Below are 14,243 nucleotides of genomic sequence, written 5' to 3' on the forward strand. Positions count from 1 at the left end.
TTATGAAAACCCTTATAAACTTAGAAAAAAAAATTAATTCTGAACTAACAACTAAAATAAACAATTCTGAAATTAAACATAATCAATTATATGTTGAAATAGATAAAGAGGATTTAATTGATGTAATTCTATTTTTAAAGACTAACTTAGATACTAAATTTAGACAATTAATTGATATTACAGCTGTTGATTACCCTGAAGAAAGTAAAAGATTTAAGCTAGTATATTTATTTTTAAGCCACGAATTTAATCAAAGAATTATTGTAACTTATTACATTAATGAAAATGAAGTTGTTAATTCACTAACATCCATTTTTCCTGCAGCTAATTGGATGGAAAGAGAAGTTTTCGACATGTATGGTATTAATTTTAAAGATCACCCTGATTTAAGAAGAATTTTAACTGATTATGGATTCGAGGGACATCCTTTAAGAAAAGATTTTCCTTTGACTGGACATTCAGAGGTAAGATACAGCGAGGACAAAAAAAAAGTTATAAATGAACCTGTAAAGTTAGAGCAAAATTATAGAAATTTTGATTATCAAAGTCCATGGGAAGGGACAAAATACATTAAAGATCAAACAGATATCAAAGATGACAAAAAAAATTAAAAATTTAAATTTGAATTTTGGACCTCAGCATCCAGCTGCTCATGGGGTATTGAGACTTATACTAGAACTGGATGGGGAAGTAGTTGAGAAAGCAGATCCACATATTGGATTACTTCATCGAGGAACTGAAAAACTCATTGAAAACAAAACTTATATGCAAGCAGTACCTTATTTTGATAGATTAGATTATGTGGCGCCAATGAATCAAGAACATGCTTTTGCGTTAGCTGTAGAGAAGGTATTGAATATTGATGTACCAATAAGAGCCCAATACATAAGAGTAATATTCTGTGAAATTGGTAGGATATTGAGCCATATATTGAATGTAACTACACAAGCACTTGATGTTGGTGCTTTAACACCTTCATTATGGGGATTTGAAGAACGAGAAACTTTAATGACTTTTTATGAGAGAGCTTCTGGTTCAAGATTACATGCAAACTATTTTAGGGCAGGAGGAGTTCATCAAGATTTGCCTGCTGGTCTAGAAAATGATATTGCAAAATTTTGTGAAACTTTCCCAAGAATTATCAATGATTTAGAAAATTTACTTACCGATAACAGAATCTTTAAACAAAGAAATGTTGATATTGGCGTTGTTAGCAAAGAGGATGCATTAAATTATTCTTTTACTGGTGTGATGATGAGAGGATCCGGCATTCCTTGGGATTTAAGAAAATCTCAGCCATATGATTGTTATGAATTATTAGATTTTAAGATTCCTGTTGGTAAAAATGGTGATTGTTATGATCGTTATTTGTGCAGAATAGAGGAAATGAAGGAGAGTGTGTCTATAATAAAACAGTGTTTAACAAAAATGGAAAAAGGTCCCGTAAAGTCTCAGGATGGAAAAATAACCCCACCTCCCAAAAAAGAGTTAAAGCAGTCAATGGAAGCTTTAATACATCATTTTAAATTATTTACAGAGGGTTATAGAGTACCAAAAGATGAAATTTATACTGCTGTTGAGGCTCCAAAGGGAGAGTTTGGGGTTTATTTAATTTCAGATGGATCTAATAAACCTTATAAGTGCAAAATAAGAGCTCCAGGTTTTTCTCACCTGCAGTCTATGGACTATTTAATTAAAGGGCATATGTTAGCAGATGTCCCAGCTGTTCTTGGATCATTGGATATTGTTTTTGGAGAGGTAGATAGATGAGTTTAAGAAGGCCAGCTAAAAATCAACCTGAAAAATTTGAATTTAATTCTGCTTCATTAGAAGCAGCAAAAGTTATTATTTCTAAATATCCTAAAGGTAAACAACAAAGTGCTGTAATGTCTTTGCTTTATTTAGCGCAAAGACAAAATAATAATTGGATACCATTAGCTGCGATGAAGTACATAGCAAAATTTTTAGACATGCCTTATATTAAGGTTTATGAAGTAGCTACTTTTTATAGCATGTACAATTTATCACCTGTTGGAAAATATTTCATTCAAGTTTGTACGACAACACCATGTATGATCAGAGGTGCGAATGAGCTAGTTGATGCTTGTAAAGAAAAAATTTCAAAAAATCAATTTGAACTATCAGAAAATAAAAGCTGTTCTTGGACAGAAGTTGAATGTTTAGGTGCATGTGTCAATGCTCCTATGATGCAAATTAATGACGATTACTATGAAGACCTTGATAAGGATAAAACTATAAAAATTATTGACAAAATTTTAGAGGGTGAAACTCCAAAACCAGGCTCATATAGAGGCAGGATAAATAACGAACCTGAAAATAATAGAAAAACATTAATGGATCTAAAAAATGCTTAAAGATAAAGACAGAATTTTCCAAAATTTATATAATGATTTAGGTTCGGATGTGATTTCATCTCAAAAAAGGGGTGATTGGATAAATACTAAAGAAATTATAGATAAAGGAAGAGATTGGATAATAAATGAAATTAAAAACTCTCAATTAAGAGGAAGAGGAGGAGCAGGCTTTCCTACTGGTTTAAAATGGTCATTTGCGCCAAAAGAAGTTGGTTCGAGACCTCATTATTTAGTAATTAACGGCGATGAGTCAGAGCCAGGAACATGTAAAGATAGAGATATACTAAGATTTGAACCACACAAATTAATTGAAGGATGTTTAATCGCATCTTATGCAATCCAAGCTCATGTTTGTTATATTTATATTAGAGGAGAATATTTTATTGATGGTCAAAAACTTCAAAATGCAATTAACGAAGCTTATGAAAAAAAATTAATTGGTAAGAATGCAGCCGGCACTGGTTGGGATTTAGACATTTATATCCATTATGGAGCAGGGGCATATATATGTGGTGAAGAGACTGCTTTATTAGAGAGCATAGAAGGTAAAAAAGGTCAACCTAGATTGAAGCCACCTTTTCCAGCACTGATTGGACTTTATGGATGTCCCACTATAATAAATAACGTAGAGACAATAGCTGTTGTTCCTACTATCCTTAAAAGAGGTGGAAAGTGGTTTTCATCATTAGGTAAAGAAAAAAACACAGGGACTAAGATTTTCTGTATATCTGGAAATGTTAATAATCCATGTAATGTTGAAGAAGAAATGAGCATATCTTTAAAAGAATTGATAGAAGTCCATGCTGGCGGAGTAATTGGAGGATGGGATAATTTGCAAGCTGTTATTCCTGGAGGTTCATCAATGCCATTAATTCCAAAAGATAAATGTGAAACGCTTAGAATGGATTTTGACTCACTGGTGGCTGAAAAAAGTGGATTAGGAACTGCTGGGGTTGTTGTTATAAATAAAGACCAAGACATTATAAAATGTATGGCAAGAATTGCGAGATTTTATAAACACGAAAGTTGTGGTCAATGTACTCCATGTAGGGAGGGATCAGGTTGGATGTGGAGAATGCTCGAAAGAATGGCTAAAGGAGAGGCATCAAGAGATGAGATTGAAATGTTGGAAGATGTAACAAAGCAAATCGAAGGTCATACTATTTGTGCATTTGGTGAAGGATCTTCTTGGCCTGTTCAAGGATTACTAAGACATTTTAAAGATGAAATAAAGAAAAGAAATAAATTTGATCCTGTTGTAAAAGAAAATAAGAATATTCCATATTTAGTTGACCAACACTTGTTAGATAAAAATGCTTAAAATTAAAGTAAATGATATAGATTTAGAAGTAGAAGAGGGCTTAACAGTTCTTCAAGCTTGTGAAAAAGCTGGAGTAGAAATTCCAAGATTTTGTTATCATGAAAAATTATCAATAGCTGGTAATTGCAGAATGTGTTTAGTCGAATTAGATAAATCGCCAAAACCAGTCGCATCTTGTGCAATGCCTGCAGCTGAAGGAATGATAATAAAAACTAACACTCCAAAAATTGAAAAATCAAGAAAAGGGGTAATGGAATTCTTATTAGCTAATCATCCACTAGATTGCCCTGTCTGTGATCAAGGTGGAGAGTGCGATCTTCAAGATCAGTCCATGTTTTATGGAATAGATAAATCAAGATTCAAAGAAAATAAAAGAGCAGTGCCTGATAAAAATATGGGTCCGCTAATAAAAACTCAAATGACAAGATGCATACATTGTACTAGATGTATAAGGTTTGCCACAGAAATTGCAGGGGTTCCAGAGCTGGGGGCTGTCGGGAGAGGTGAAGATATGCAAATCACAACTTATCTTGAGCATTCGATACAATCAGAAATGTCTGGAAATGTTATTGATTTATGTCCGGTGGGTGCTCTTACATCTAAACCATATGTTTTTGAGGCTAGACCTTGGGAATTAAAAAAAACGGAGACTATTGATGTAATGGATGCAATAGGATCGAATATTAGAATTGATACTTATGGTTGGGAAGTTAAGAGAGTGTTACCTATAATTAATGAGGATATTAATGAGGAATGGATTTCAGATAAAACTAGATATGCATGTGACGGCCTTTCTAATCAAAGATTAGATACACCATATATAAAATACAATGGTAAATTTGAAAAAGCTAGTTGGGATGAAGTATTTAAAATAATTAAGTCAAAGATTGAAAATACACCTAAAGATAAAATAGCAGGATTTGTCGGTGATTTGCAAAACATGGAGTCTAGCTATATTTTTAAAGAATTTTTTGAGAGAGTTTTAAATTCAAAAAATTATGAAAGTAGATCTTCAAACTATTTTGTTGATGATAGTTTAAGAGAGAATTATATTTTTAACTCATCTATAAATGGTATTGAAGAATCTGATTTAATTTTTTTAATTGGCACGAATCCAAGATTTGAAGCAACAATCTTAAATGCGAGAATTAGAAAATCTTTTTTAAATAATAATATTAGAATTATATCTTTGAATGATGTTGGTGATTTGACATATCCTTATAAAAAACTAAATGGAGAGACTAATACCTTAATTGATATTTTTAGTAATCAAACAGATATTTCCAAAGAAATCAAAAATTCAAAAAAACCATTAATTATACTAGGTGAATCTTTTTTTAAATTAGAAAAAGCAAAAATGATATATAATTTAATAAAAGATTTTTTGAAAAATAATAATAAAATTTCACAAGATTGGAACTCCATAAATAGATTAACTTCAGACGCTGCTACTGTAGGATGTTTAGATTTAGGTATTTTAAATAAAGAAAAAAATTTATTTGATGATTTGAATAATCATAAGTTTGATATTGTTTATCTATTAGGTCAAGATAACCTAAATTTCCAAAAAAATAATGAATTTATAATTTATCAAGGTAGTCATGGAGACAATGGTGCTGAAATTGCTGATATAATTTTACCTGGTTCGACTTATGCAGAACAGAGTGGATACTTCACAAATTTAGAAGGTAAAGTGCAAAAAGCTTATAAAGCTTCTTATCCTCCGGGTGAAGCAAAGGAAGATTGGCAAATTTTGAATGAACTTTCTGGTTTTATCAATAATAGAAATTTATTTAATGATAAAGATGAATTAGAAAGTAGTATGTTTAATTTTGTCAGTTTACAGAAAGAAAATAAGATCTCTTTAAATTTTGATGATCAAATAAATGAAAAATTTATTAATGAAAAGTTGATAATTGATTATAAAAGTTACTATTTTTCAAATGTTATAGCAAGAGCATCAAAAACAATGTTAGATTGTCATAACTCTAAAATAGATATTAAGAAAACTGGAACTGAGGGATAATTATGGAATATTTGAATATAATTTTTCAAGAAGTATATAAAATTTTATTTTTGTTAGTGCCTGTTCTTGTGTCTGTTGCAATGATAGTCTGGTTAGATAGAAGAGTTTGGGCATTTGTTCAAAAAAGACAGGGACCAAATGTTGTTGGACCTTTTGGTTTGCTTCAATCTTTGGCAGATGCTTTAAAATATATATTTAAGGAAATTATTATTCCAGCGAGTTCAAATAAAGTAGTTTTTATTTTAGCGCCAATTGTAACAATGACTTTAGCATTAATTGCTTGGGCGGTCATTCCATTTAGCGAAACACAAGTTCTTGCAGATATAAATGTTGGAATTTTATACTTGTTTGCAGTTTCATCATTAGGCGTATATGGAATAATAATGGGAGGCTGGGCCTCTAATTCTAAATATCCTTTTTTGGGTTCAATTCGATCAGCAGCTCAAATGGTTTCATATGAAGTTTCAATTGGTATTATTATTATCAATGTTCTTTTATGTGTTGGATCTTTAAATTTAAAAGATATTGTTTTAGCTCAACAAGATTTGTGGTTTGTAATACCATTATTTCCAATGTTTGTTATTTTCTTTATTTCCGCACTTGCTGAAACTAATAGACCTCCCTTTGATTTACCTGAGGCCGAAGCAGAATTAGTTGCTGGTTATCAAACAGAATACTCTGGAATGATGTATGCGATGTTTTGGTTAGGAGAGTACGCAAATATACTTTTGATGTGTGCTATTGGAGCAATTTTATTTTTGGGTGGATGGTTATCTCCATTAGAGATTTACCCTTTTAATTTAATACCAGGAGCTATTTGGTTAATTCTAAAAATTTTATTATTATTTTTTTTATTTGCTCTGGTTAAGGCAATAGTCCCCAGATATAGATACGACCAACTCATGAGATTAGGTTGGAAAATATTTCTACCTTTTTCATTGACATGGGTTGTATTAACTGCAAGTTATTTATTTTATTTTAATCTTTTACCAATAAACTAAATGAAATTCTCAAGATTCTTAAAAACTATATTAATGGTAGATTTTTTAGTAGGATTATTTATTGCTGTAAAAGAGTTATTTAAATCAAAAAAAACGATAAACTATCCATTTGAGAAAGGAAAGATTAGTCCTAGATTTAGAGGTGAACATGCATTACGTCGATATCCAAACGGAGAGGAAAGGTGTATTGCTTGTAAATTATGTGAAGCTGTTTGTCCTGCACAAGCAATTACAATAGAGTCTTCAGAACGTGAAGACGGAAGTAGAAAAACTACAAGATACGACATTGATATGATGAAGTGTATTTATTGTGGCTTATGTGAGGAGTCATGTCCTGTAGATGCAATAGTTCAAGGACCGAATTTTGAATTTTCTACTGAAACAAGAGAAGAACTTTACTATACAAAAGAAAAACTCTTAGATAATGGAGATCGTTGGGAAAATATATTAGCTGCAAATATTAAAGCTGATAATCCTTATAGATAAATAATGGCTCACGCAATTTTTTTTTATATCTTTTCAGCTATAGCGATAATATCTGCAATAATGGTGACTGTTTCAAAAAATACTGTTCATTCAGTATTTTTTTTAATTTTAGATTTTATAAGTATTTCATGTCTGTTCATAATGATAGGAGCAGAATTTCTTGGTATGATCATGTTAATTGTTTATGTCGGAGCTGTTGCTGTTTTATTTTTGTTTGTTGTGATGATGTTAAATGTAGCACAACAAAAAAATCAATGGTTTTTGTCTACCTCAAGCTCCGGTCATATCCCGGTGGGTTTAATAATTAGCACACTTATTTTTTTTGAGATAATAATTGTAATCGGTGGTTGGAAATATAAACCAGATTTGTTTGATATTAATAATTCATTTGCTGAAGCCAATATGACCAATACACATTCATTAGGTCGGATTTTGTATACTGATTATATTCATGTATTCCAAATTAGCGGAATGATATTATTAGTTGCAATGATTGGTGCCATTGTTCTTACTTTTAGACATCGATCTGGTGTAAAAAGACAGAGTTATATTAATCAAATTTCAAGAGAAAGATCAGAGGGTGTTCAGGTTTTAGAGGTTCAATCAAACAAAGGCATAAAAATAGATGATTGAAATAGGTATAGGTCATTATTTAACACTTGGAGCAATTATCTTTTCGATAGGAATTATCGGTATTTTTCTGAACAGAAAAAACATCATCGTTATTTTAATGAGTATTGAACTAATATTACTTGCTGTAAATATAAATTTGGTCACTTTTTCAATATTCTTAGGAGATTTAGCAGGACAAGTATTTACATTATTTATTTTAACTGTTGCTGCTGCAGAAGCCGCAATTGGTTTGGCAATTATTGTCGTATATTTTAGAAACTCAGGAACTATTAGAGTTGAAGAAATAGATAAACTGAAAGGCTAGTAATGGAACTATCAATTATATTTCTTCCACTGATTGCTTCCATTATCTCAGGTTTTTTTGGAAGATATATTGGTGATAGAAATTCTGAAATATTGACAAGCGCTCTTGTTTCAATCTCTGCACTCTTATCTATCTATATTTTTTATCAAGTTATTGTAAATCAATACGAAGAAAATATTGTAATAGCTACCTGGATAAGTTCAGGGTCACTTGATGTAAATTGGTCAATGTTAATTGATCCATTATCAGCTGTAATGTTAGTAGTTGTTACTTCTGTATCTGCTTTAGTGCACATATATTCAATTGGTTATATGTCTCATGATCCTCATAAGCCAAGATTCATGGCTTATTTATCATTATTTACTTTTGCAATGTTAATGCTTGTGACTTCAGATAATTTTATTCAATTATTTTTTGGTTGGGAAGGTGTTGGTCTTTGTTCATACTTTCTAATTGGTTTTTGGTTTAAAAAAGAAAGTGCAAATGCTGCGGCTATAAAAGCATTTATTGTAAACAGAGTAGGTGACTTTGGGTTCGCCTTAGGAATTTTTTTAATATTTTATTTATTTGGGACTGTTAATTATTCAGAAGTATTTCAGCAAATTCCAACTGTTGTCGATAAAGATTTATCTTTTTTGGGTTCCGAATTTAAAGTAGTCGATTTAGTTTGTTTACTTTTATTTATTGGTGCAATGGGTAAATCTGCACAAATTTTACTACATACATGGCTACCTGATGCTATGGAAGGTCCGACTCCAGTTTCTGCATTAATCCATGCAGCAACGATGGTTACTGCTGGCGTTTTCTTAGTAGTAAGATGTTCTCCAATTTATGAGTATTCACCTTTAATATTAAATTTTATAACTATTGTCGGAATGACTACTGCGTTTTTTGCAGCAACAGTTGCTCTAGTTCAAACAGATATAAAAAAAATAATTGCTTATTCTACATGTAGTCAACTTGGTTATATGTTTTTTGCAGCTGGAGTAGGCGCATACAATGTTGCTATGTTTCATTTATTTACTCACGCATTTTTCAAAGCATTATTATTTTTAGGTTCTGGTTCAGTAATTCACGCATTTAAAGATGAACAAAACATAAATAATATGGGTGGTGTATGGAAAAAGTTACCATATACATATGCTTTAATGATCATTGGAACACTTGCTTTAACAGGTTTTCCATTTTTATCAGGATTTTACTCTAAAGACGCTATTATAGAATTTGCTTATTTAAAAGGTAATACTGCTGGTTATTATGCTGCTGGAATTGGAATAGTAACAGCTTTTTTAACATCTATATACTCTTGGAGATTAATTTTTAAAACTTTTCATGGAAAGTACAATAATAAAAAAATCAAGATAGAGGAAACACATGAGTCCCCATTAGTGATGTTAATTCCTTTATTTATCCTTTCATTAGGAGCAGTATTTGCTGGTGTTTTATTTAAAGGACTCTTTATCGGTCATGGTGATAATCTTTTCTGGGCAGAGTCTATCAAATTTTTAGAACCTCTGAGTACAAACCACCCTCCATTATGGTTTTTGCTTTTAACACCTTGTTTAGTTTTGGCATCTATTCCTATTGCATATTACTTATTTGTTAAAAACAAAGAATTACCAAATTCTATAGCCTCTATGAATAAACCTATGTATGATTTTTTAGTAAACAAATGGTACTTCGATGAGTTGTACAATGTTTTGTTTATTAAATCCTCAAAAAAACTTGGCTTATTTTTATGGAAATTTTGCGATGGCGTTATAATCGACGGATTTGGTCCTGATGGGATTTCTTCTTTAATAAAAAAATTTTCAATTAAAGCAACTAAATTTCAAAGCGGTTTTATTTATCAATATGCATTTGTAATGTTGTTAGGTTTTTCTGCTTTATTAACCTTTTTAATAGTAAAATAATGAGTTTTCCTATTCTTTCTTCACTAATAATATTGCCAATAATTGGATCTTTATTTTTATTTTTTACAAAGGATAACGAAGGAAATAATTTAACTGCTAAATACGTAGCTTTATTTACAACGATTGTTAATTTTTTAATTTCTATTTATTTATGGATTTCATTTGACCAATCGACATCTAATTTTCAATTTATAGAAGATAGAACATGGATCAAAGGATTTATTAATTATAAAGTTGGAGTAGATGGTATTTCAATTTTATTTATCATATTAACTACATTTATAACTCCTCTATGCATTATATCTGTAAATAATTCTGTTAAAAATAGACTAAGAGATTTTTTAATTGCAATACTAATAATGGAAAGTTTTATGATTGGTGTTTTTTGTGCACTTGATTTAGTAGTATTTTACCTATTTTTTGAAGCTGGATTAATTCCAATGTTTTTGATTATTGGAATTTGGGGGGGGCCAAAGAGAGTTTACTCTGCATTTAAATTCTTTTTATATACATTACTAGGTTCTGTTTTGATGTTAGTTGCAATAATTTCAATTTATTGGATCTCGGGCACAACTGATGTAGTTAAGCTTTATGATATTGGAATTGACGTTAAATATCAAAATCTTTTATGGTTAGCTTTCTTTAGTTCATTTGCTGTTAAAACTCCTATGTGGCCAGTTCATACATGGTTACCAGATGCTCACGTTGAGGCTCCCACTGCGGGATCTGTTTTATTAGCCGCCATATTGTTAAAGATGGCTGGATATGGTTTTATTAGGTTTTCTTTAGGTCTTTTTCCAATTGCATCAGAAGTATTTACACCATTAATTTATACTCTAAGTGTAATAGCGATTATATTTACTTCTTTAATAGCCTTAATGCAAGAAGACATGAAAAAACTAATCGCTTATTCATCGGTTGCACACATGGGATTTGTAACTTTAGGAATATTTACTTTACAACAACAAGGTATTGAGGGAAGTATAATTCAAATGATAAGTCATGGATTAGTTTCAGCAGCTTTATTTTTAACTGTTGGAGTAGTTTATGACAGAATGCATTCTAGGTTGATTAGCACTTATGGCGGACTAGTTTCTGTAATTCCAAAATACTCAATTTTATTTATGTTATTTGCTTTAGCATCATTAGGTTTACCAGGAACCAGTGGTTTTATTGGAGAGTTTTTAATATTAATGGGGGCTTTTAAGGATAATATTTTAGTTGCTGTTTTAGCTAGTCTTGGGGTGATTTTAGGAGCTGCGTATATATTATGGCTATATAAAAGAGTAGTTTTTGGAAAATTAATTAATCAAGATCTCAAAAAGATAGTAGATTTAAATAAATCCGAGTATTTTATTCTTAGTTGTTTAGCTATACCAATTTTATTTTTTGGATTTTATCCAGATCCACTTATTAACACAATTGAAGTTTCTGTAACAGATTTAATCAATATGCATAATATTAATATAGCCAATAAATAATATGGAAAAATTAAATTTAATATTGCCTGAGATTTTCATTTCACTTTCAATTATGTTTCTGCTTGTTTTGGGTGTCTTTAAAAAAAATAGTTCCAAAATTACTTTTAATTTATCTTTATTAGCTATTTTGATCACAGCTATAATAAACATAAATGAGACCTTTTCTGTAAACAAAGAAACTCTTTTTAATGAAAGTGTTATCATTGACTATATGTCCTCATTAATGAAAACCATTACTTTAATTGGAGGCCTTTTAGTTTTAATTATTTCTTCTAATTATTTAAAAACATTAAAAATATACAATCTTGAATATCCAGTTCTTATTTTGAGCTCTATGCTTGGTATGATGATAATGATCAGCTCTAATGATCTAATTGTTTTTTATTTGGGCTTAGAATTACAATCTTTAGCTCTCTACGTCTTGGCTACATATGATAGAGATCAATTAAAATCATCTGAAGCTGGTTTAAAGTATTTTGTTTTAAGTGCGTTGTCATCGGGATTACTTTTATATGGATGTTCTTTAGTATATGGTTTTTCTGGATCTACCAACTTTGATATTATTTCAAATCAATTAAACTCTAATGAATATGTTTTAACATTCGGAATAGTATTTATTTTGGTTGGTTTAGCATTTAAGATTTCTGCTGTCCCTTTTCATATGTGGGCACCAGATGTGTATGAGGGTTCTCCAACCACCGTAACCTTGTTTTTTGCAATTGTACCAAAAATTGCTGCTTTAACAGTATTTATTAGATTTTTATATGTTCCTTTCTTAAATTTGGTAGATCAATGGCAGATGATTATCGTATTTTTATCTATAGCATCTATGGTTTTTGGTGCAGTAGCAGCTATCGGGCAAACTAATATTAAAAGATTAATAGCATATAGCTCCATTGGACATATTGGTTATACATTAGCTGGACTTGCAACAGTATCTAACGAAGGGATACAAAGTTCAATTATTTATATCTCTATTTATGTGGTTATGAATTTTGCTCTTTTTTCATGTTTGCTGATGTTAAGAAGAAAAGACCAATATTATGAGAACATTGATGATCTCTCTGGTTTATCAAAAAACCATCCATTGCTATCTATCTGTTTACTTTTAATATTATTCTCTTTAGCAGGCATACCTCCTTTGGCAGGTTTTTTCGCAAAATTTTATGTTTTTAAAGCAGTAATAGAACAATCTATGTATTTCTTGGCCATAGTAGGGTTATTATCTACTGTAGTGGCAGCATTTTATTATTTAAGAATTATTAAAATAATTTATTTTGATAAAGAGAGGGACAAATATGATACTGATCATAGTCTGTGGTTAAAGTTTTCTCTTACCGTTTCTACGATATTGATTCTTTTTTACTTCATATTTCCAAGTCAGTTAATTGAAGTCGTGTCTAGAATTAATATTATCTGATGAAATACAGGAAATTTAAATTTAAAAAAGTTAAAAGCACAAATACTACTGCTATAAGGATTATTAAAGATACTAGTTGTATATCTGGGATGGTTATTTCAGAAACACAATCGAAAGGTAAAGGCCAGTATGGAAGAAAATGGATTTCATTTAAGGGAAATTTATTTGTATCTTTTTTTAATGAATTAAGTAAAAAAAATTTCACAATTGATACCATTACTAAAATGAACTGTCTTTTAGTAAAAAAGACACTTTCTAAATTTACAAGCAAAAACATCTTATTCAAAAAACCAAATGATTTATTAATTGATAAAAAAAAAATAAGTGGAATTTTACAAGAAATTGTTTTTAAAAAAGATAGAAAGTTTATAGTTACAGGAATAGGTATAAATATTGTAAAACATCCTAACATTAAAAATTATCCTGCTACGAGCTTGCAGAAGATAGCTAAAAAAAGTATTAGCAAATTAAGTGTTGAAAATAAATTAAAACAAATTTTTGAAAAAAATTCATCAAAATTGTATAAAAATTAGATAATGTATATTTTAGGAGATATTGGAAATACTGAAACAAAATTATGTCTTGTGTCTAAAAAAGATAGAATTTTGAAAAAAATAATTTTTTTGTCAAAATCTGTTAACAACAAACAACTCAATAATTTATTTAAAAAAAACAAAATACGATTGGACAAAATAGAAAAAGTTTTATTTTGCAGTGTTGTACCAAACACATATTATAAAATTAAAAAATTTTTGTCAAAAAAGATAAAATTAAAATGCTGTGAGGTTAAAAATTTACAATTAAAATCTCTTATTAAGATAAAAGTTAATTATAAGCAGGTAGGGTCTGATAGAATTACAAATGCTATTAGTTTAATGAATAATAAAGATAATTTTATTATTTTAGATTTTGGAACTGCAACAACATTTGATGTCCTTATTAAAAATACTTATTACGGTGGAATTATTGCACCAGGTGTAAAATTGTCTTTAAACACATTGTCAGACAAAGCTACGTTGATTCCAAAAATTCATCTAAAAAGAATGAAAAAAGTTATTGGAAATAATACAATCTCTGCAGTGAGATCAGGCTTTTTTTGGGGTTATGCAGGTTTAATTGACAATATTATTAATTTAATTAAGAAAGAGACTAGAAAATCTTTTAAAGTAATTATTACTGGAGGATTTTCAAACTTATTTAAAAACTCAATTAAAACGAAAGCAAGTCATAACCAAGATATTACAATTAAAGGTCTTATTAAGATTTCAAAATTGATTAAATAA

14 protein-coding genes are annotated in these 14,243 nt (G+C 29.7%); all 14 read left to right on the plus strand.

Annotated elements, in window-relative coordinates:
• The first annotated feature begins 2 nt into the window (after positions 1-2).
• From AMN95_RS01655 to AMN95_RS01720, 14 genes are read left to right on the plus strand one after another with little or no spacing between them, the layout of a single operon-like run.
• Entirely contained in the window at positions 3-611 is a 609-nt protein-coding gene (locus tag AMN95_RS01655) for an NADH-quinone oxidoreductase subunit C (RefSeq protein WP_075522265.1), read from the plus strand.
• Positions 595-1,770, plus strand: a complete 1,176-nt coding sequence (locus tag AMN95_RS01660; RefSeq protein WP_075522266.1) for an NADH-quinone oxidoreductase subunit D — start codon at positions 595-597, stop codon at positions 1,768-1,770. The genes AMN95_RS01655 and AMN95_RS01660 overlap by 17 nt, the downstream gene beginning before the upstream one ends.
• Positions 1,767-2,375 (plus strand): NADH-quinone oxidoreductase subunit NuoE, encoded by a 609-nt coding sequence (gene nuoE / locus AMN95_RS01665; RefSeq protein WP_075522267.1) that lies wholly within the window; start codon positions 1,767-1,769, stop codon positions 2,373-2,375. Before AMN95_RS01660 ends, nuoE begins: the two co-directional genes overlap by 4 nt.
• Positions 2,368-3,696, plus strand: a complete 1,329-nt coding sequence (gene nuoF, locus AMN95_RS01670) for an NADH-quinone oxidoreductase subunit NuoF (protein WP_075522268.1) — start codon at positions 2,368-2,370, stop codon at positions 3,694-3,696. Before nuoE ends, nuoF begins: the two co-directional genes overlap by 8 nt.
• Positions 3,689-5,722 carry an NADH-quinone oxidoreductase subunit NuoG gene (gene nuoG / locus AMN95_RS01675; protein ID WP_075522269.1) on the plus strand — a complete coding sequence of 678 codons (2,034 nt, stop codon included), beginning with the start codon at positions 3,689-3,691 and terminating at the stop codon, positions 5,720-5,722. Before nuoF ends, nuoG begins: the two co-directional genes overlap by 8 nt.
• Before the next feature lie 2 nt (positions 5,723-5,724).
• Entirely contained in the window at positions 5,725-6,723 is a 999-nt protein-coding gene (nuoH, locus tag AMN95_RS01680) for an NADH-quinone oxidoreductase subunit NuoH (protein ID WP_075522270.1), read from the plus strand.
• Positions 6,724-7,209, plus strand: coding sequence for an NADH-quinone oxidoreductase subunit NuoI (gene nuoI / locus AMN95_RS01685; RefSeq protein WP_075522271.1), 486 nt, complete (start codon positions 6,724-6,726; stop codon positions 7,207-7,209).
• Positions 7,210-7,842: an NADH-quinone oxidoreductase subunit J gene (locus AMN95_RS01690; RefSeq protein WP_075522272.1), complete on the plus strand. Its 633-nt coding sequence runs from the start codon at positions 7,210-7,212 to the stop codon at positions 7,840-7,842.
• A complete protein-coding gene (gene nuoK / locus AMN95_RS01695; protein WP_075522295.1) occupies positions 7,838-8,146 on the plus strand; it encodes an NADH-quinone oxidoreductase subunit NuoK in 309 nt (102 codons plus the stop codon). The genes AMN95_RS01690 and nuoK overlap by 5 nt, the downstream gene beginning before the upstream one ends.
• Before the next feature lie 2 nt (positions 8,147-8,148).
• A complete protein-coding gene (gene nuoL / locus AMN95_RS01700; protein ID WP_075522273.1) occupies positions 8,149-10,059 on the plus strand; it encodes an NADH-quinone oxidoreductase subunit L in 1,911 nt (636 codons plus the stop codon).
• Entirely contained in the window at positions 10,059-11,540 is a 1,482-nt protein-coding gene (locus AMN95_RS01705) for an NADH-quinone oxidoreductase subunit M (protein WP_075522274.1), read from the plus strand. Before nuoL ends, AMN95_RS01705 begins: the two co-directional genes overlap by 1 nt.
• A gap of 1 nt (position 11,541) precedes the next feature.
• Positions 11,542-12,960, plus strand: coding sequence for an NADH-quinone oxidoreductase subunit NuoN (gene nuoN, locus AMN95_RS01710; RefSeq protein ID WP_075522275.1), 1,419 nt, complete (start codon positions 11,542-11,544; stop codon positions 12,958-12,960).
• Positions 12,960-13,493, plus strand: coding sequence for a biotin--[acetyl-CoA-carboxylase] ligase (locus AMN95_RS01715; RefSeq protein WP_075522276.1), 534 nt, complete (start codon positions 12,960-12,962; stop codon positions 13,491-13,493). The genes nuoN and AMN95_RS01715 overlap by 1 nt, the downstream gene beginning before the upstream one ends.
• A gap of 3 nt (positions 13,494-13,496) precedes the next feature.
• A complete protein-coding gene (locus AMN95_RS01720) occupies positions 13,497-14,243 on the plus strand; it encodes a type III pantothenate kinase (RefSeq protein ID WP_075522277.1) in 747 nt (248 codons plus the stop codon).

It is taken from the genome of Candidatus Pelagibacter communis (assembly GCF_001180185.1).
In the GTDB taxonomy this organism is placed as follows: domain Bacteria; phylum Pseudomonadota; class Alphaproteobacteria; order Pelagibacterales; family Pelagibacteraceae; genus Pelagibacter; species Pelagibacter ubique_F.

Coding starts and splice junctions, on each gene's coding strand:
- AMN95_RS01655 (WP_075522265.1), top strand. CDS start 3: ATGAAAACCCTTATAAACTTAGAAAAAAAAATTAATTCTGAACTAACA.
- AMN95_RS01660 (WP_075522266.1), top strand. CDS start 595: ATGACAAAAAAAATTAAAAATTTAAATTTGAATTTTGGACCTCAGCAT.
- nuoE (WP_075522267.1), top strand. CDS start 1,767: ATGAGTTTAAGAAGGCCAGCTAAAAATCAACCTGAAAAATTTGAATTT.
- nuoF (WP_075522268.1), top strand. CDS start 2,368: ATGCTTAAAGATAAAGACAGAATTTTCCAAAATTTATATAATGATTTA.
- nuoG (WP_075522269.1), top strand. CDS start 3,689: ATGCTTAAAATTAAAGTAAATGATATAGATTTAGAAGTAGAAGAGGGC.
- nuoH (WP_075522270.1), top strand. CDS start 5,725: ATGGAATATTTGAATATAATTTTTCAAGAAGTATATAAAATTTTATTT.
- nuoI (WP_075522271.1), top strand. CDS start 6,724: ATGAAATTCTCAAGATTCTTAAAAACTATATTAATGGTAGATTTTTTA.
- nuoL (WP_075522273.1), top strand. CDS start 8,149: ATGGAACTATCAATTATATTTCTTCCACTGATTGCTTCCATTATCTCA.
- AMN95_RS01705 (WP_075522274.1), top strand. CDS start 10,059: ATGAGTTTTCCTATTCTTTCTTCACTAATAATATTGCCAATAATTGGA.
- nuoN (WP_075522275.1), top strand. CDS start 11,542: ATGGAAAAATTAAATTTAATATTGCCTGAGATTTTCATTTCACTTTCA.
- AMN95_RS01715 (WP_075522276.1), top strand. CDS start 12,960: ATGAAATACAGGAAATTTAAATTTAAAAAAGTTAAAAGCACAAATACT.
- AMN95_RS01720 (WP_075522277.1), top strand. CDS start 13,497: ATGTATATTTTAGGAGATATTGGAAATACTGAAACAAAATTATGTCTT.